An 18,904-nucleotide genomic window follows, 5' to 3' on the forward strand; every position below is an offset into this window, starting at 1 on the left:
TATATAGGACGCTATAACGAGTGTTCAAAAAGGATTCAAACCAGAAGCAAAAAAGCCCGATTCGCAGCTTATCATTTGGGAACTTTTTGAATATCTTCTTAAAAAGGGATGGTGTGATATGGACAAACAAATAAAAAACGTCAATTCATCAGCCTCCTACAATAACAGGGAGCTGAGCTGGCTCTCATTTAATAAACGTGTATTAGAAGAAGCAGACGATGTAAGCAACCCGTTGCTCGAACGGCTGCGGTTCTTATCCATCTTTTCATCCAACTTAGATGAATTCTTTATGGTCCGGGTAGCCGGATTAAAGGATCAGGTAAAAGCAGGATTTAACCGGCCGGATGACAAATCAAACCTGACTCCAAAGCAGCAGCTCTCTTCTATCGCATCCTTAAATCATGACTTGGTAGAGCAGCAGTATCACCTGTTTAAACAGGTACAGGAGGAATTAGAAACACAGCAGATTCGTCTTTTTCAAATGTCGGAATTATCTGCAGAAGCATTATATATACTGGAGCAATATTTCGATGAACAAATTTATCCGATTCTTACACCGATGGCCATCGATGCCTATCGCGCTTTTCCAATGCTGTTAAATAAATCGTTAAATCTTGCTATTCAGCTGGAAGACGAGTATGAACAAGAACAGCATCAGAAAAAAACAGCGATTGTCCAAGTACCTGCATTGTTAGACCGGTTTATCCAGATTGATGATGCGCATCACTATGTGTTGTTAGAAGATGTCATTCGGTTTTTTATCCATAAACTTTTTAAGGGATATCGGGTAATCTCAACAAGCACTTTTCGTATTACCCGCAATGCAGATATGAATATCCATGAGGACAGCGCGCATGATTTATTAAAGGAAATTGAAAAAGAGCTGAAGAAGCGCAAATTTGGAGAGGCTGTCCGTTTAGAGATGAATGCCATGGAGCAGGACCCTTCTATTACTTCTTTCCTGCTGCATGAGCTGGAAATTCATGAAAAGGATTTGTACATTGTAGATGGACCGCTCGATTTAACGTGTTTAAATGACTTTTATGATCAAGTAAAGCATGACTTTGAGTATCTTATTTATGAAACATTTATCCCGCAGCCGGCACAGGATATCCATGAGGATGAAACGGTATTGGAAGCTGTCAGAAAAAGAGACCTCTTTCTTCATCATCCATATGAATCCTTTGAACCGATTGTTGATTTAATGCGTGAAGCTGCGGATGATCCGGAAGTGCTGGCAATTAAGCAGACACTCTATCGTGTCAGCGGGGATTCACCGATTATCGCCAGTTTAAAGCGTGCAGCGGAAAATGGAAAACAAGTAACCGTTCTGGTGGAATTAAAAGCACGATTCGATGAGGCGAATAATGTAGAGTGGGCAAAACAGCTGGAAATCGCCGGCTGTCATGTTATTTACGGAATGATTTCATTGAAAACCCACAGTAAAATCACGCTGATTGTCCGAAAGCATGAAAATCGGATTGAACGGGTCGTCCACCTTGGTACGGGAAATTATAATGATCAGACAGCTAAATTTTACACAGACATGTCTTTTTTAACGACCAAGCGCAAATATGGCATCGATGCCACCAATTTCTTCAATTATTTGAGCGGTTATACAGAAAAGCCTGATTTTCATCATTTATCCATGGCACCATTTGATATTCGCAATGACCTAATTCAGCTTATCGATCAGGAAATCACGTTTCACAAGGAATATAACAATGGACGGATTATTGCCAAAATGAATTCGCTGACAGATAAACCTTTAATCAAAAAGCTTTACGAAGCTTCTCAAGCCGGCGTGCAAGTGGATTTGATTGTCCGCGGTATCTGCTGTCTGCGCCCGGGCATTCCAGGTGTTAGCGAGAACATTCGCGTGCTGAGCATTGTCGGGCGATTTTTGGAACATAGCCGCATCTATCTTTTCCATCATAATGGCGACATCAATATTTTTCTGTCCTCCGCAGATTTGATGACGCGAAATATGATTAAACGGGTAGAGCTGATGTTTCCAATCTTTGACCCCCGGATAAAAAATCGTATTCATGATATCCTCGACATCATGCTCCGTGACTCTAAAAAAGCACGACAGCAGGCAAATGACGGCACTTATTCGCATGTTCCGCCGGATGATGAAGCTTTGAATAGCCAATTAAAATTATTTGAACAGGCGATGGATGTATTTGCTTAAAAGTAGAAAACAAAGGCTGGGAGCTGACAGCCTTTGTTTTTTTATCTAAAATTCATCTCCTGTCTTGCAGAAATGAAGCTTCCCTCAGCATCCATATTGCTATTGAGAACAAACTTCCATATACTAGAACATAAGAAGATGTTGAACTTTTACAATAGGTATCTTTCCTATTTACTAACAAATTACGAGGAGTCTTGGAAATGAAAATTACAGAAATAACAATGCATCGGATGAATATGCGAATGAAAAATCCGTTCACGACAAGCTTTGGTACAGAACAGGATCGTGAATTTATTATTTTAGAGGCAAAAGATGCGGATGGAACCATTGGCTGGGGAGAATGCGTTACCTCGGAGTCTCCTCTTTATATTGAAGAATTCACAAAAGCTGCCTGGGTAATGCTCGAAGAATATTTAATTCCTCTTACTCTCGGCCGTGAAATCAGCCATCCCGATGAGCTGACAGAGTTATTCGAGCCGTTTAAGCGCAATAACTTAGCAAAAGCAGCGATTGATGCAGCTGCCTGGGATATTTATGCTAAACAGCAGGGTCTTTCTCTGGCAGAGGCTATCGGCGGATGCAGAACAGAAATTGAAGTCGGGGTCAGCCTAGGCATTGAAGATGATATGGAGCGCCTGCTTACCAACATTAAAGAAAAAACAGCAGAAGGCTATAAGCGAATCAAAGTGAAAATCAAACCTGGCAAAGACGTAGAAGTTGTTAAGGAAATCCGCGAGCATTTCCCTGATATTCCGCTGATGGTTGATGCGAACTCTGCTTACACACTAGATGATGTGGAAACATTAAAGCAGCTGGATCCGTATAACCTGATGATGATTGAACAGCCGTTAACCGCCGGCGATTTAATTGATCATGCGGAGCTGCAAAAGCATATCAAAACACCGATTTGTCTGGATGAAAGCATTCATTCCTATGATGATGCGAGACAAGCTATTCAATTGGGAAGCGGTAAAATCATTAATATGAAAGTCGGCCGTGTCGGCGGGATTACAACAATGAAACGAATTCATGAGCTGTGTAAAGAAGCAAATGTGCCAATGTGGTGCGGCGGCATGCTTGAGTCAGGTGTAGGCCGTGCGCATAATATCGCGATTACCTCCCTCCCGGCATTTACATTACCTGGAGACACTGCAGCCTCCTCCCGCTATTGGGAAGAAGATATCATTGACCCAGAAGTATTTGTCAAAGACGGAATCGTACAAGTCCCTGCTCCCCCGGGTATCGGATATGAAGTTAACCGTGAGAAATTGGCAAAATACACGGTTCAGAAAGAAACATTTAAATAATCAACTCCATCTTGAGAAGAGACATTTAGACAGTATCCATTTCTGTCTGGATGCCTCTTCTCTTTTTCTTATTTAAAATCAATTATGTTATTTCAAAGTTCGTACATACTAAGCAGAGGAATTATTTTTTTATAAAACGAAACGGACCGTTACTGTCTGATTTCCCGTTTTAAAATGACGTATTTTTTTGATTTTTTGTAATAGAAGACTTACATTACAGCCTGCCGCACAGCGATAAAGAATAGCCATTTCCCTTTAGCGTGCATAGAATATAAAATCCTAGGAAATCACTTGGTTTTAAATAGCTATCTTTCCTTGAAAAATGATTTTGAGTTGGGTATTTTCTTACTCATCTCCCAGTAAAATATTTTTCTCTACTCATGATAAGCACAGTGTCCTTTCAGAACAGCGGCTATCTAAGGGTTTTTTAACAGATTAAAAACATAACAAATTAGAAAAACCAAGAACACCGCTTGGTCTTTAAATCACCTGTTGCTTTTCTCGCAGGAGTCGACAACATCCGCTCCCATCTAAGTAGAATTATGTTTTATTTGCTTTTTTACAAGGAAATAACGCAAATTCTAGCGACGGTTTTGATGGGGCGAGTAATCGCAGTCCCAGTGGGAAGACCCCGCAGGAAAAAAGTGTACTTCTTTTTTTCTACCCGCGGGGCATAAGTGCGACTTTGCTTCTGTCTGCGCCTGACGGCTTGCCAATCAGCAAGTCTTCTTTAAAGGAGATGAGCTCGGGGCCCACGGAAAGCGGAGTGTATTTCTGGGGTTGCGATTACTCACCCCATGAAACCCGTTGGAGCGACTATATTCAGCATTTTTTATATACTTTCCTATTCTTCAAAATAAAAACACATCCAAAGCAACTATCTTGAAATCAAAATAGAATCGTTGTATAGTTTAATCCGTACTATTTTTGTTGGATTTCCGAAGAACATTTTATCAAAGGAGGATAATACCAAATGGATAATTGGTTTATATTATTAAATATTGTTATTTTACTTGCATTAATCGGTTTACTAATCTATATGCAGAAAAAGCATGTTTCCTTTGCCAAACGTGTATTTACAGGTATGGGGATTGGTATCGTTTTAGGAGCTCTCTTCCAGATTATCTATGGAGAAGGGTCAGATATTCTTACAGGAACGCTCGATTGGTACGGCATTGTCGGCAGCGGATATATTCGCTTCTTAATGCTGATCGTGGTTCCGCTCGTTATGGTTTCGATTATTCGTGCCATTATTAACTTGAATGAGACAAAGCAGCTTGGAAAAATGGCCGCATGGGTGATTGGCGTACTTATTTCGACAACACTTGTTGCAGCAACACTCGGTGTTGTAACCTCTCTTGTTTTTGATTTGAATGCAGAACAAATCGAAGCGGGTCATGAAGAAACAGAACGCGGCGCTTCGATGGAAGAAAATTTTGAATCCATGGAAGAGGAAACAACACCGCAGCGGATCATTAACTTTATCCCGAACAATATCTTCTTAGATATGACTGGGGAACGTTCTACATCTGTTATTGCCGTCGTTATTTTCTCTGTTCTCGTCGGAATAGCCACACTTGGGGTGAGCAGGAAACAGCCGGAACAGGCAGAACGGTTTACACGAATGGTGAATGCCGTATTTGCCATTGTCATGCGGCTTGTAACGCTTATTTTACGTTTAACTCCATTTGGGGTATTAGCACTGATGACGAATATGGTTGCCACGACAAACTTTGCAGGGATTGTTCAGCTTGGTAAATTTGTGATTGCATCCTATGTCGCGTTGATTGTTATGGTTCTTATTCACATGCTCATCATCAGCGGATTCAAATTAAATCCGATTACGTTTATGAAAAAAGTGTTCCCGGTGCTCGGATTTGCCTTTACTTCCCGTTCCAGTGCAGGAGCGATTCCGTTGAATATTACTGCACAGAAGGAAGCACTGGGCGTGGATGACGGAGCTGCGAATATGTCCGCATCCTTTGGCGCAACCATGGGGCAAAATGCTTGTGCAGGTATTTATCCTGCGATGCTGGCCGTTATGATTGCTCCAACTGTTGGTATTGATCCAACATCACTTGACTTTATTGTACAGCTTGTCTTAATTACAGCAATCAGCTCCTTTGGAGTCGCTGGAGTCGGCGGCGGAGCAACATTTGCAGCAATTATTGTTCTGTCCTCTATGGGACTGCCAATCGCACTCGCTGGTCTGCTGATTACCGTTGAGCCGCTTATTGATATGGGCCGTACCGCAGTCAATGTCAACGGCAGCATGGTTTCAGGTACTGTCACTTCCAAAGTGCTCGGCAACCTGGATGAGAAGAAATTTAATAATAAAGATGCCGTAGTAGAAAACACTGGCATTTAAGTCTTTAAAAAAGCAGTTATCTCACATACCCGAGATAACTGCTTTTTTATTAGGATAATTTAATCCGCCTGCATTCCGCCATCTACATTATACAATGCGCCATGTACAAACGACGCTTCATCTGATGCCAGGAACCGGACAATCTGGGCAACCTCATCCGGCGCGCCAAATCTTCCGACCGGAATCCCCTGTTTTAAAGCTTCTCCTGATTTCTCCGGCTCGCCAGGCGTTAAATTATTTTGAATATCTTGAAGCATCTGTGTATCAATAGCAGCAGGAGCTACCGCATTCACACGAATCCCTAACGGAGCTGTTTCTAATGCTGCCGTCTTCGTTATTCCTGCAACCGCATGCTTGGAGGCTATATAACCGACCATTCCCGCTGAACCGATATAGGCAGCATTAGATGCTGTATTAATCACTCGTCCATGCCCCTGTTTTTTCATTTGTTGAAGCACATGTTTTAAGCCTAAAAACACCCCGGTAACATTAATCGACATAATCTGTTCAAAGGTATCCTTATCCAAATCAGTAATTTCCGCAACAGGACCATTAATTCCTGCATTATTAAAGAAAACATCGATGCGGCCAAATTGATCAACCGTTTCCTGAACATATTTCTTTACGTCTTCTTCCTTCGTTACATCGGCTTGAATAATGCCCACATTTTCCGGATTATCCGTGAGAGATTCCTTTGCTTTTGCTAAGGATGATTCATTAATATCAACCAAAACAACCTTTGCACCTTCGTTTAAAAACAATTTTGCAGCTGCTTGACCAATTCCGCCGGCTCCACCAGTGATTAATACCACCTTATCTCGCATATAACACCTCTCCTTTATAGTATCTTCTTTTCCTATTTTACGTAACCGCTTACAAAACTACAAATAATTGGCTTTCTATCGAGGTGGCGGTTTCTTTTTTAAGAAAAAATGAAAACACTATGTATTCCCGCCCAAGCTGCAGCAATACTTAATAAAGCAGATGTGCTAATGTACCAGAAAGCTGCCAGCCACTTGTTATCCAGCAGCAGATCAATTACTTCCTTCCCGAAAGTAGAAAAGGTCGTATATCCGCCACAAAAGCCGACTCCTAACAGCAGCCACAGCTCGAATGGCAAATCAAGCCCATATAGCACTCCCAGTAAAAGAGAGCCAGACACATTAATGATCCAGGTCGCAACTGGAAAGATAATGCCTTTTTCTGCCTTTAACGGCTTCATATATTCACTGATGATGTAACGCAATAATGCACCAACGGCACCGCCTGCCCCTACAAAAAACATAAGAATGACGCCTCCTTCTGTTTGTTATACTTTCCTGATTCGTGCATAGACAACACGCGCTGTCCAAACTCCTGCCCCGGCAAAAATGACTCCCACAACCGCGCTTATCCCAATATAAAGCAGAGCCATGGGCAAGGTTAACAGCAATGCATCTAATGCAAAGGCAGAAAATGTTGTAAATGCGCCTAGAAACCCGGTGCCAAACGTCAACGCCCATATGTGGCGGTCATGTCTGGAAAGCGAAACAAGCGTCAGTAAAAAGCCTAACAAGAAGCAGCCAATGATATTTACCGATATCGTTGCCATTGGAAAAGTCATATCACCAAGCCATAGACTGACGCCATAGCGGGCGATCGCTCCCAAAAAAGCCCCTATCATCACAAATAGATAATTCATCGAACCACCAGACCTTTATCCGTACATTATTAATAATGTATAATTTAATCCTATCCAGCCGATAAAGCAAGTATTTCGGGATAAAACAAGCTTGTTTGTCATAGAAATTCCTGATTTTTCGTATTCGCTGAAACCTTCTCTCCCTTATTTCGTAGTTATAGTGCAGAAAGAATTTGGAGGGGAAAACGAATGGAATACAGCTACGTTATTCAAATCTTTTTAATCCTTATGTTTTTCTTTTTCAGTTACCTTATTTTAATACGCAAAAACTATTATCTAATCAGCGGATTTAATACAAGTACGCCTGAGGAGCAGCGGAAAATGATTCAAGCAGGTTATCCGCGTGCTGTCGGCAAGATGACCCTGCATATAGCCATTATTTTAAGCCTTGGCTTCCTGCTCCAGCTCTTGCATGTTCCTTATGCAATTGAGGCCTCTTATGTTGTGATGCTTATCGTTTTATTTATTGAATCTTTTTGGATGACGAAAAAGGTAAAAAAGAAATCTCGAAGGATAAACAAAACGGTGTTAGGCCTCTCCCTCATATTAGTTATTGTTGTTTTCACCATCCCTTTTATGCCAAATAAACTGGAAATAAACGAAGACTCCTTTGAAATGACAGGTTTATATGGAGAAGCATGGGCTTTTTCTGACATCGAAGATATCTCCCTCTACGACGAACTTCCTGAAACCACGATACGCACAAACGGCATTTCCTTGTTTGGCAAACATCTTGGGAATTATCGCATCGAGGAATGGGGATCCGGGAAACTATTTATCCGTTCCAATGAGGCCCCATTTATTGTTGTTCATACCGGGGACAGCTTTGTTATTATAAATACGGGGCAGGCAGATAAAACTAGAGAGCAGTATCAGCAGCTGGAACAGGCGCATCAGCAATATAATAATGATTAGAAAAAGCTGTCCAGCGCGGGCAGCTTTTTTTGATCACTATTATTTATTTCAAAAATGCAGGTTTTTTCATATGCCGGATCAGGGTATTTATAAAGACCTTCTCCAGATTCAATCCCAAATTTCCCTGAAAGCAATTATTTTATAAGCAAGCTTATCCCTCCCTATAAAAAATAAAGCAGTTTGGAGCTGCTTTATAATTCAGCCTCCCCAAACTGCTTTCATTAATTCCATTCTTTAAACCGAGCAATCATTTGCTTCAGCTTTTTCTCCAGCTTTCCTTCCCCATCACGCTGTTTCTTCCATTCATTATAGCTGGCGATGCTGATAAATAATATTCCGGCAATCAGAAGATACGCCCACCAAGGGAGATTGCCCCAATAAGACCGTGTCTGATAAATCACATTAAACAAGAGGGTTCCGATTCCGACAAAGAAATAGGATTTTAATTGATAACGCATCCCTGCGAGTAAGGAAAGAATTGACAACACTCCGATAATCAATGCATCCATTATCGTAGCACTCTGAATCGCATCCGCAATCAGGTACACCGTAACCAGAATCAACAGCACGGTCTGAATATGCCGCATCACCGATTCGTAATCATTCCATGTTTTCTTAGACAAAATAATTGCCAAAGCAAGAACCGGCAGCGCATGAAGCTCCGCATAAAACACTTCTGGAATAGCATTAATATAATAATCAAGCACCAGATAATAAGGCGGTAAACAAGCCACGCCGCCAAGGCTGATACATATTTTCTGCAGCATCTGATTCCCTACACGATCCTGCTGTAGGAAAAACCAGGAAGCGAACAAAACAAGCGGAATAACAGTCAGCCAAATCGTATCCAGCTCATTTGCCCAGTTTAATGCAAAAACGAGATAGGCAACTGCCATCAGAGAATACCAGTCTACAGCCCGCAGACTTCCCTCAGTAGTAACATACAGTTTTGAAAATAAATATCTCCCGGCAGCTGTTAATATGCCAAATCCAATGGTATACATCAGCCATAAATGAATCGTTTCCTCAAATACCGCTTGTATTTGCCATAAATAGATGGAGAAAAATAAAGGCACCACAAGGTATAATGTCCATTTTCGCATATGCAGAAAATATACATTCACTATAATCAGTCCGGTAAAGATGAGAAGCTGCCAAAACACCTCTACTGCAAATAAAAACACGCCCATACCTAAAACCAGATTCATAAACGGAATGAGAAAATATTCTATCCGCCGCTTCCACACCGCTGATACTGCTGCCCAGATTGCAATCATAATGATTCCTGCAGCAAGCCAAGCATAAACAAATGAAATAGCTGCCATCCATTCATAATGAGAGATGAAGGATACCACTGCTCCAAGCAGCATCAGTAACCCAGCATATAAAGCCGTTTTTATTTCCCATTCTTTTTCCTTTGTCAGTGCCGTATAGGTATAGATTGCCAGTGGAACCAGCCAGACTGCCGGATAAAGGATAGGACGTGCTACACTGTCCCCTGCTATGATGAGCACAAGGAACAAGAGCACCGCGTGCGCAAAATAGAAGAAATACGGCTTTAAGCCGGCATCCCATTTTCCTAAATAACGTTCCACCGCTAAGAATACAATGGGCAGGCCAAGCATAAACCAGACAAATCCATCCAACGTATCAATTGAAAATGTGCGCAGCAGCGATACATAAAATCCTAAACTTACCGCCGCAACCAGACTCCAAAACACAAGCTTTCCAGTAAAACGAACCAGCCAGTAGACGACACCGATTCCTATCAACAGAATGGCAGGTCTTACAAATATTTCATCTCCAGTAAATCCAACAAACAGCAGAAGCATAGCTAATAGATAGCTTCCCTGACCCGTATAGAACGTTGTCCGGGTCAATTCCTGCTGCTTTCTCTGCTTCCAGATAAGGCTGATTCCAAGCAGAACGACACCGGCGCCCGCCAGTTGAAAAGGAATATCCAGCTGACTGCGGTAAACATAGGATGCTTCCACAAATTCAAAATAAAGGATGTACATGGCCAACAGCCAATTAATTGGAACAGCCCAGGAAGCAACTTGTTTCTCCAACGTTTTTTTCGATACCACAGTCATATAGTAAGCAACGACGCCTAGCAAGGCAAATATAATTGCAATCTCCACGAACTCAAGCAGGATCAGCTTACCCAGGATAATGATTCCAATTACCGGCATCGACCAGAAATACATACTTTTTTGTACAGCCTGCATATATGGAATCCGATTTTGAAAACCGGCAAACAGAAATAAAATAATCATATAGAAAAACATAAAGTTAAGTATGCTTTCCGGAAAAAACGGATGCACTGCTAACGACCAAAACTGTATCCCGACCGCAATAAAGAATGCAGGAGCAATCCAGCTAAAAACGCCCCGTTTCGTCACCTCTGCAAGATAGACATAGGTGGCAGCAATAACAATATACGCCAGCAGCATAAACCAGGAATCCCCGTCAGCACGGATAATCAAGCCTTGAAAGCTGATGTAGAGAAAAGCAAAGCCCGAAATGACGCCGCTTATATAATAAAACGCCTTACTCGCAAAGCTGTCCTTCCGCATCACATAAGCAAATCCGAGATAAGCTGCCCCCATCAATGCATAAATCAACGTATCCGCTGTATATAAAAACGAATTCTCTGTCAGCTGGTAAATGCCATAAGCAAATAAAGCGGCAAAAACAAATTGATAGCCCTTTGTCTGATAGACGAACACCATCGCCATATAGAGAAATGCAGTCAAAAGCACATTAAAACTATAAAACACAGCCTGATTATAGACAAACAGCATTAATAACGTGGAAACAATCAGATTTAACTGTGCATAGGCCGGCAGTTCATGTAAAAACACACGAAACACTTGCCCCTTCTCTTTCCGAAAATGGTGATACACGAATAACAAGACACCGTTATACAGCATCATTAGGAAAAAGAACACATCTGTCGGGACTTGCAGTGCAGCAAGGGAAAATCCGATAAAGAAGGATAGGAATATATAAAAAATCCATACAAATAATTTCGCTTTTGTCTTATAAGCATTCCAAGCGTATAACGGAAGCGGGACAATAGTACACAGCATTCCCAGCCAATAACGCCCTTCTCCTGTTAACGTTAAATAATCGCCAAACAACCCGAAAAAACCAATACCGATTATCGCAATCGGCAATAATAAACTTCCGAGCGTCAAAAACGCAAAAGCTGTCTTTTCGATTTTAAGAAAACGGGAGGATAACCCGCTTAATGCTAAAAAGAAAATCGAAACGCCAAGCAATGTCGCAACCTTTAACAAGGCTCCCATCTGATCCCAAGAGCTGGTTGCCACAACTAAACCGCTGATTAACAGAAAAGAAACTCCTAAAATAAGCAGCCAGGTAATATTTCTTTCTCTGACCTGCTCCGCTGTTTTCGGTTCGCGGACCGGCTTCGCTTTCTTCTGCTTTGCCGCTTCCCGCTCCTCTGGAGTCAACAGCCATTCTTTTTTATCCTTATTGCCCTGGAAAAACCCGGTTGATTGTTTTTTAACAGGCTTGCTGTCTGACTGTGAAAAAGAGGCCTCTGCCTCCTCCGGCTGATCCTGTTCTGCAGCCTGATACCTCTCTTTAGAGGCTTCTTCTTCCGCATCCTCACGCGCTAACCCATCCATACTTTTATCTACCTGTTTCGCATATTCCTGATGGGCTGTTAAGATGCGTTTATAATCTTCCATGCTGATAAGATCTCTTTTTAATAATTCAATCAATTCTTCTTGCAAAATTTGGGCTCGATTTTTAGAATTCGAAATAACGTCCACGCCCCTTTTCTAAGGTGAAGGATACTTTATCATGGAGAACTGTCTGTAAAACTTACACTGAGTGAAGTTTCATTTTATGTATCTTGTTATAAGATTACAAGAATTTTATGAGATAGTAAATAACATTTATTCCTGGCAGATATATTGCTAATATGTAAAAAACCCCCGCTTCTTCACACCGAAACGGGGCAGCTTTTATCTTCCTTTTTCATTCCTACAGAGAAAAAGTGTTACGCCTTCACATCAATGGAATGCCCTAAATTCGGATGCTGCGGCTGATCCAGCATTTTAATCAGCTCCGCATTTTGCGCTTCCGCATGATCCATGACTTTTCCCATTAAGCTGAAGGACACCTGTGTCTGCAAATTAGCCTGACTCATAATCATCGACATTTTCCCAACATCCACCTATCCATTCACCTCACTCTGAAAGATTTACGAATTACCTTTATTTTAACATAGTTTTCTGTCAAATGATGCATATTTTATACTATAACGGGGATAGGAAAATAATTGGCTTATGTGTTCAAACGATTTAAGTAATTATTACCACAAGAAAGAATACAATATTTAAAAAACGTATCTTAAATTTTGGTAAGTACATCGATTCATGATAAAATTCTAGTATTAGAATATAGAACTATTTCTAAAGCATCAGCTGCAAAAAGAAACGATATCTATAATGGATAATCGCTTAAAAATATACATAAAAAACATACATAATGACTAGAAACAGCAGCTGACGATTCCTTTGGTAACTACCGCAGCTTCTTTAATTCGGCTACGCTCTACACAGCCGTGAATTCAAGCCGTCCAAGCTGCATAATTATTGGGTAAAGGAGAGGAAAACGTTTGGCTAACGGAGACATCATGTTCTTTTTTTTAGATGATTTTTTTATTAATCTTTGCGTCATCATCACTTTAACTGTGCTATACGTACCACTCCGATCAAAATTAAAAATTGCTGACAGACCGTTTTGGCAAAAAGGAATTATCGACGGGGTTCTATGCGGGCTGAATAGTGTTATGTTAATTATATTTTCCATTGAAGTCGCAGAAGGTGCCTTGGTAGACCTGCGTTTTATACCAATTATGCTCATAATCTTGCTGGAAGGATTATTTCCTGCGATTATTGCCAGTATCGTGGTGATTGCGGGCAGATTTATCATCGGCGGAATGTCGGACTTTTCCATCTCTGCTGTCTTTTTAATGATTGCATTAGTGATTGGATTTCAATTGATACATAAGCTATACCAGACGAAAATGGAAAAAAAGATATATATAAAAGCTGTCGTGATGATTTTCTATTCCAATATCGTTTTTACCATCACGATGATGTTCCACTTTCAAAATGATTACCTCTCCCTGCTAAGCTTTTTACCGATTTATTGTTTTGTATCATTTGTCGGCGGATTGGCTTCTCTTTTTTACGTGAGTTATCTCGGAAAAACAGAAATGCTTTTAGCGAAGTATAAAGAGGAGGTATCTACAGACTTTTTAACAGGCTTACAAAACATGCGCTCCTTCGAAAAAGTGTGGGGCCAGGTAGTCAATAAAGCAGTCATAAAAGACGAAAAGCTGACTATTTTATCGCTGGACATTGACCAGTTCAAGCAGATAAATGATACATATGGGCATCCGGCAGGAAACCAAATTTTAACGCAATTTGGTGACATCTTATCCAGAAATATCCGTTCATTTGATATGGCGTTCCGGAATGGCGGAGATGAATTTTCAATTGTGCTGCCAAACTGCAGTATTGAAAATGCGCTGGAGGTAGCCGAACGCATACTGGAGGACGTGAAAGCGCACTCCTTTCAGATTTCTCAAAAGGAAAGCATTTATATCACTGTTTCGATTGGTGCAGCAACCTACCCGGATACCTGCAGCAACCCGCGTCAAATCATTCATCAGGCCGATGAAGCATTATATAAAGCAAAGCACCTAGGTAAAAACCAAGTATACCCTGCTATAACGTCATCTCCGAATAAATCATAAATCATTTTCGGAATGACGTTATTCATTTTTCACATAAACATACCGCATTATGATTTACCCAGCTTCTTTGTTTTCAATACTTCCGACATTTCTTGTATCGCAAGTGGTTTGCTGTAATAATAACCTTGGATTTCATCAATATCATGATTGCGTAGAATATCGAGTTCTTCTTTGGTTTCCACTCCTTCAGCAACCACCTTCATCCCCATGCTTTTTCCCAGCTGGACAATGGTTGTTGCAATTTTTCGCTTGATAGATAAATGCGAAATGCCGCTAATGAGGGAACGGTCAATTTTCAAAATATCTAAATCAAGCTTTTGCAAATAAGCCAATGAAGAGTATCCTGTCCCAAAGTCATCCAATGCAATCTTGATTCCATTTTCCTTCATTATTTTTAATATTTGCTGCACGTATTTTTCATTATCAATAAAGAGGCTCTCTGTGATTTCAATCTGAATCCAGGCTGGATCCACCTGGTACGCATGAAGAACAGACCAGAATTTATCGACAAAATCGGCCTGCAAAAATTGGCTGGATGATAGATTAATAGATACAGGAAGTAAATCGTAACCATTGGTTTTCCATGCCCTCAGCTGCCTGCAAACATTTTCCAGCACCCAATCACCGATTTCATTAATCATGCCCAATTCTTCCGCTAAAGGAATAAATTCACCCGGAGATACCTCCTGAAATTCCGGATGCTTCCAGCGAATCAACGCTTCATAGCTTGTAACAATATCTTTTTTCCCTGGAGATACTTTAGGCTGATATACAAGATAAAATTGATTATTATCTAAACCTATTCGTAAATCATTTTTTATTTGAAACGCTCTTTGATTCGAGATTCGCATCTCCCTGTCAAAAAAACGGTAATCATTTTTAGACAAGCCCTTCACGCGATACATTGCCAAATCAGCATGCTTCATCATCGTAGGCGCATCTGAACCAGCCTCTGGATAGGTCGATATCCCGATACTTGCTGTCGTGCTTAATTGATAGCCTTCAATAGCAAAAGGCTCTTTAAAATTGGTAATAATAGATTCTGCATAGCGCTGCATATCTCTCGGGGAAGTGATGAAATCAATAAGGATGGCAAACTCATCACCGCTGAGCCTTGCAACAACTCCATTCTTACTGACGATTTCCTCCAGCCGGCGGGCAACGGCGATAAGCAATTCATCTCCTATGATGTGTCCAAGCGTATCATTCACATACTTGAAGCCGTCCAAATCAACAAACATGATTCCGAATCTTTCCTGATTTTCTTTAGCATATGCTATCTTTTGGATTAAATTTTCATCAAACTTACGGCGATTCTTCAGCCCTGTTAAATGATCATAGAAGGCCATCATCCGTATCTTTTCCTGATTTTCTTTTTTATCCGTGATATCGTAGCGCATCGCAATATACTGCACCGGCTTTCCTTTTTCATTCTTCACCGGTACGATAGTTGTATCCACCCAATAAAAAGAGCCGTCTTTTGCACGATTTCTGATTTCGCCTTTCCAAACTCCGCCAAATCCGATTGTCCGCCACATCTCTTTAAAAAATTCTCTGGAATGATAGCCTGAATTAATCAGCTGATGGGTATTTCCAATCAACTCGTCATGAGAATAACCGGATATTTCACTGAAGAGGTTATTTGCATGAATGATTTTCCCCTGCCGGTCTGTAATGGCTAAAATCACAGATTGGTCCAACGCATATTTAATATCTGACAGCTCTTTTAATGCCTTCATTAATTGATTATTTGCTTCCCTGTCATCAGAAATGATTCCGAACACTTCTACCCCATCCTCTGATTGAATTTGATAGCCAAAAATACTCAGCAGCACCATTTCTCCGTTTTTTCTATTAACCGTTGCATTAAAATGAATTTGCTCTTCCTCACCATCAACCAGCTTTGAAAATTCTAATGCGACATGAGGTCCGATATAATGAGAAAGTATATTATCATAATCTTCTCCAGAAATGATATCCTTTGACTCATTTAATACATCCCAAGATAACAGTTCCGTAAAATATATTTTTTTATTCCGAATCTTAAATACAGCCTGAGCCAAGTTCATTTCCTCCTCGCACCAACACAGCAATTACATCTAGTTTTAATATATCATGTAAAATAGACAAAAACACATCTATTTCGATGGATTTAAACAATTATCGATTATTTAAACCTAAATTAATTTTTCAATTATCGTATCATTTTTTGACAAAATCCCATAAAATACAGCGTATATTCTATTAATAATGATTTAACCATCCAGCAAATCAGTACGCACATTTTTAAAAAAGGTAACTACAATTTACTTTATCATGTGACAGACAATTGAACAAAGGTCTTTACTCCTCTTTTCATTTGTCGAATAACATAGAAATTCGTCTTACTCTTCGCTACAATGGAAAAGAAAGCATACGATCCATTGTGAACAGCTGGAGGTCATTCCGTTGAATAAAGATGAAATGCAGCAGGAAGCGGCACGTTTCCTGACAACCTACTATACAGAAACTGGTGCTCCTGCAGAAAAATCAGCAGAACGAATTAAAGAAGTTACAGCCGAGATAAATGCACATGGCACTTATACCCAAACCTATGAGGAAATGGTGTATGGAGTAAAGCTCGCCTGGCGAAATTCAAACCGCTGTATCGGCAGATTGTTCTGGGAACGCATCGACGTGGCAGATGCCAGACAGGCAACAACAGAAGAAGAGATATTCGAATTCCTGTTCAGTCATTTAAAAAACGCCTTTAATCAAGGTAAAATCAAACCCTACATCACCATCTTCCCTGCCTCCTCAGCCAAGGAAGAAACCGTGAAAATCTGGAATCATCAGCTGCTGCGCTATGCAGGCTATGAAACAGAAGAAGGAATTATCGGTGATTCCGATTCCCTGGAATTCACCCAAATATGTGAGCGGCTGGGCTGGCAGGGGGAAGGAACACATTTCGATATTTTGCCGCTTGTTATTCAAATCGGTGCTCATCCCCCTGTCTGGAGAACCATTCCCGAGGCATTCATCCCTGAGATTCCTATGGAACATCCAGAATATGAAGCGGTAGCAGACCTGAATTTGAAATGGTATGCCCTCCCGATTATTTCAGATATGCGTCTGGAAATCGGCGGGCTGCATTACATATCTGCTCCCTTCAACGGCTGGTATATGGGAACAGAAATCGGCGCCAGAAACTTTGCAGATGAGCACCGCTATAATTTACTGCCAAAAATAGCTGAAATCATGGGGTTATCGACAAAACATGCCAGTAATTTATGGCAGGACCGTGCCCTGATTGAATTGAATGAAATGGTGCTCCACTCCTTTAAAAAACAAGGTGTATCCATTGTCGACCATCACACCGCTGCATCCCAGTTCCGCATTTTCGAAAAGCAGGAAGCAAAAGCCGAACGGGAGGTAACCGGAAAATGGACCTGGCTTATTCCTCCTGTCTCCCCGGCAACCACGCATGTCTGGCATCAGCCCTACAGCAATGAGCTGAAAAAGCCAAATTTCTTTTATCAGGATAAGGCTTATCGGCAAGGAAAAGGCTGCCCGTTTCATGGGTAGAGATAAAGTGTTCTTACTTTTAGTGAGAGCGCTTTTTATTTAATTTTTCACTATATCTATGTTTCTCATAGACTGCAAAGATATTTTTTCAGGTTCTCATTTTTAAAATTAATTCTGTAAAAGCTGCAATATCATCCCCGGCTGCTGGTTTGCCTGAGCCAGCATAGCCATGGCAACCTGTGCCAACAGGCTGTGCTTGGTATAAAGCATCATCTCTTTTGCAATATCCGCATCCCGAATCCGCGATTCTGCCTGTGTCAGGTTGGTTACTGTATTGGAGAGGTTATTAATCGTATGCTCCAGCCGGCTCTGTACAGCTCCAAGACTGGAACGCTGTGAGGATGCCTTCTCTATCGCTTCATCTAAAATCCCGATGGCTGTATCTGCGCCTTCTTGTGTCGTAATATCGATTTCATCTATACCCAGCGCAGCTGCCCGTACATCGCCAATTGAAATTTCAATATATTGCCCCGCATTGGCACCAATCTGCAAGCGTTTATTGGTAAAGGAACCGTCTAATAGAGACTGTGTATTAAATTTGGTATCCCGTCCAATCTGCGATAACCCTTCCCGGAGCTGATTCATCTCATCCTGCATGATTTTCCGGTCCGATTCCGAATACGTTCCATTCGCTGACTTCACACTCAGCTCCCGCATCCGCTGCAATATCGCATGCGTTTCATTCACCGCACCCTCCGCCGTTTGCAATAGCGAGATGCCATCCTGCGCATTCCGAATGGCCATATTCAATCCGCGAATCTGCGCACGCATTTTCTCGGAAATAGCCAGCCCTGCCGGATCATCTGCAGCACTGTTAATCCGCTTGCCCGTTGCGATACGAAGCATTGATTTCTGAGCCATGGCAAAATGATTGTTCATATTATTGTAAATCGTAAACGCCATTACATTATTGTTGAGACGCATCGATAATAACTCCACCTTTCCTAAGGTGTATCTTACTTGTTATTAGGTATATCGGTTGATTTGGCGGGTAAGTGAAGTGATTGAGGAGTTTTTTTATTATTTTGGGTTGATTTTAAAGAAAACCATAGCTATCTATTTCAGCAGGGAAGCT

At 41.1% G+C, this 18,904-nt stretch carries 13 protein-coding genes; 6 read left to right on the forward strand and 7 right to left on the reverse strand.

All coding sequences use genetic code 11. From position 1 onward, the window contains the following. The first annotated feature begins 118 nt into the window (after window positions 1–118). The 3 genes from ACW0TQ_RS20595 (at window position 119) to ACW0TQ_RS20605 (ending at window position 5,869) form a co-directional block, all read left to right on the forward strand. Window positions 119–2,194, forward strand: a complete 2,076-nt coding sequence (locus ACW0TQ_RS20595) for an RNA degradosome polyphosphate kinase (protein ID WP_193064851.1) — start codon at window positions 119–121, stop codon at window positions 2,192–2,194. A 200-nt stretch (window positions 2,195–2,394) separates the two neighbouring features. Then, the gene (menC, locus tag ACW0TQ_RS20600) at window positions 2,395–3,501 is read left to right on the forward strand and encodes an o-succinylbenzoate synthase (protein ID WP_193064852.1); all 1,107 of its coding nucleotides are present in this window, start codon (window positions 2,395–2,397) and stop codon (window positions 3,499–3,501) included. A gap of 973 nt (window positions 3,502–4,474) precedes the next feature. Further along, window positions 4,475–5,869 carry an L-cystine transporter gene (locus tag ACW0TQ_RS20605; RefSeq protein ID WP_193064853.1) on the forward strand — a complete coding sequence of 465 codons (1,395 nt, stop codon included), beginning with the start codon at window positions 4,475–4,477 and terminating at the stop codon, window positions 5,867–5,869. Between the two features lie 59 nt (window positions 5,870–5,928). Here ACW0TQ_RS20605 and ACW0TQ_RS20610 read toward each other — a convergent pair whose 3' ends face one another. The 3 genes from ACW0TQ_RS20610 to ACW0TQ_RS20620 all read right to left on the reverse strand — a co-directional run bounded on the left by ACW0TQ_RS20610 (window position 5,929) and on the right by ACW0TQ_RS20620 (window position 7,550). Continuing rightward, the gene (locus ACW0TQ_RS20610) at window positions 5,929–6,693 is read right to left on the reverse strand and encodes an SDR family NAD(P)-dependent oxidoreductase (RefSeq protein WP_042529916.1); all 765 of its coding nucleotides are present in this window, start codon (window positions 6,691–6,693) and stop codon (window positions 5,929–5,931) included. 98 nt (window positions 6,694–6,791) lie between these two features. Beyond that, window positions 6,792–7,154, reverse strand: a complete 363-nt coding sequence (locus ACW0TQ_RS20615; RefSeq protein WP_042529914.1) for a fluoride efflux transporter FluC — start codon at window positions 7,152–7,154, stop codon at window positions 6,792–6,794. Between the two features lie 24 nt (window positions 7,155–7,178). Beyond that, entirely contained in the window at window positions 7,179–7,550 is a 372-nt protein-coding gene (locus ACW0TQ_RS20620) for a fluoride efflux transporter FluC (protein ID WP_193064854.1), read from the reverse strand. A gap of 189 nt (window positions 7,551–7,739) precedes the next feature. Here ACW0TQ_RS20620 and ACW0TQ_RS20625 point away from each other — a divergent pair, with 189 nt between their 5' ends. Then, window positions 7,740–8,465 carry a DUF3784 domain-containing protein gene (locus ACW0TQ_RS20625; RefSeq protein ID WP_455725967.1) on the forward strand — a complete coding sequence of 242 codons (726 nt, stop codon included), beginning with the start codon at window positions 7,740–7,742 and terminating at the stop codon, window positions 8,463–8,465. 221 nt (window positions 8,466–8,686) lie between these two features. Here ACW0TQ_RS20625 and ACW0TQ_RS20630 read toward each other — a convergent pair whose 3' ends face one another. Continuing rightward, entirely contained in the window at window positions 8,687–12,268 is a 3,582-nt protein-coding gene (locus ACW0TQ_RS20630) for a cell envelope integrity protein TolA (RefSeq protein WP_455725968.1), read from the reverse strand. Window positions 12,269–12,498: 230 nt separating this feature from the next. Beyond that, on the reverse strand, window positions 12,499–12,675 hold the full coding sequence (locus ACW0TQ_RS20635; RefSeq protein WP_077601790.1) for a YjfB family protein: 177 nt from the start codon (window positions 12,673–12,675) through the stop codon (window positions 12,499–12,501). A gap of 444 nt (window positions 12,676–13,119) precedes the next feature. Between ACW0TQ_RS20635 and ACW0TQ_RS20640 the strand changes: the two genes are divergently transcribed. Then, a complete protein-coding gene (locus ACW0TQ_RS20640) occupies window positions 13,120–14,265 on the forward strand; it encodes a diguanylate cyclase (RefSeq protein ID WP_455725969.1) in 1,146 nt (381 codons plus the stop codon). A gap of 47 nt (window positions 14,266–14,312) precedes the next feature. Here ACW0TQ_RS20640 and ACW0TQ_RS20645 read toward each other — a convergent pair whose 3' ends face one another. Beyond that, window positions 14,313–16,328, reverse strand: coding sequence for an EAL domain-containing protein (locus tag ACW0TQ_RS20645; RefSeq protein ID WP_368900927.1), 2,016 nt, complete (start codon window positions 16,326–16,328; stop codon window positions 14,313–14,315). A 385-nt stretch (window positions 16,329–16,713) separates the two neighbouring features. Between ACW0TQ_RS20645 and ACW0TQ_RS20650 the strand changes: the two genes are divergently transcribed. Continuing rightward, window positions 16,714–17,829 (forward strand): nitric oxide synthase oxygenase, encoded by a 1,116-nt coding sequence (locus ACW0TQ_RS20650; protein WP_455725970.1) that lies wholly within the window; start codon window positions 16,714–16,716, stop codon window positions 17,827–17,829. 108 nt (window positions 17,830–17,937) lie between these two features. Here ACW0TQ_RS20650 and ACW0TQ_RS20655 read toward each other — a convergent pair whose 3' ends face one another. After that, the gene (locus ACW0TQ_RS20655) at window positions 17,938–18,753 is read right to left on the reverse strand and encodes a flagellin N-terminal helical domain-containing protein (protein WP_193064860.1); all 816 of its coding nucleotides are present in this window, start codon (window positions 18,751–18,753) and stop codon (window positions 17,938–17,940) included. Window positions 18,754–18,904: the final 151 nt, after the last annotated feature.

This window comes from Oceanobacillus sp. M60 (assembly GCF_053839645.1).

Bases quoted from the DNA above. Each gene is read 5' to 3' on its own strand.
- ACW0TQ_RS20595 (WP_193064851.1), top strand. From the start codon at position 119: ATGGACAAACAAATAAAAAACGTCAATTCATCAGCCTCCTACAATAAC.
- menC (WP_193064852.1), top strand. From the start codon at position 2,395: ATGAAAATTACAGAAATAACAATGCATCGGATGAATATGCGAATGAAA.
- ACW0TQ_RS20605 (WP_193064853.1), top strand. From the start codon at position 4,475: ATGGATAATTGGTTTATATTATTAAATATTGTTATTTTACTTGCATTA.
- ACW0TQ_RS20610 (WP_042529916.1), bottom strand. From the start codon at position 6,693: ATGCGAGATAAGGTGGTATTAATCACTGGTGGAGCCGGCGGAATTGGT.
- ACW0TQ_RS20615 (WP_042529914.1), bottom strand. From the start codon at position 7,154: ATGTTTTTTGTAGGGGCAGGCGGTGCCGTTGGTGCATTATTGCGTTAC.
- ACW0TQ_RS20620 (WP_193064854.1), bottom strand. From the start codon at position 7,550: ATGAATTATCTATTTGTGATGATAGGGGCTTTTTTGGGAGCGATCGCC.
- ACW0TQ_RS20625 (WP_455725967.1), top strand. From the start codon at position 7,740: ATGGAATACAGCTACGTTATTCAAATCTTTTTAATCCTTATGTTTTTC.
- ACW0TQ_RS20655 (WP_193064860.1), bottom strand. From the start codon at position 18,753: ATGCGTCTCAACAATAATGTAATGGCGTTTACGATTTACAATAATATG.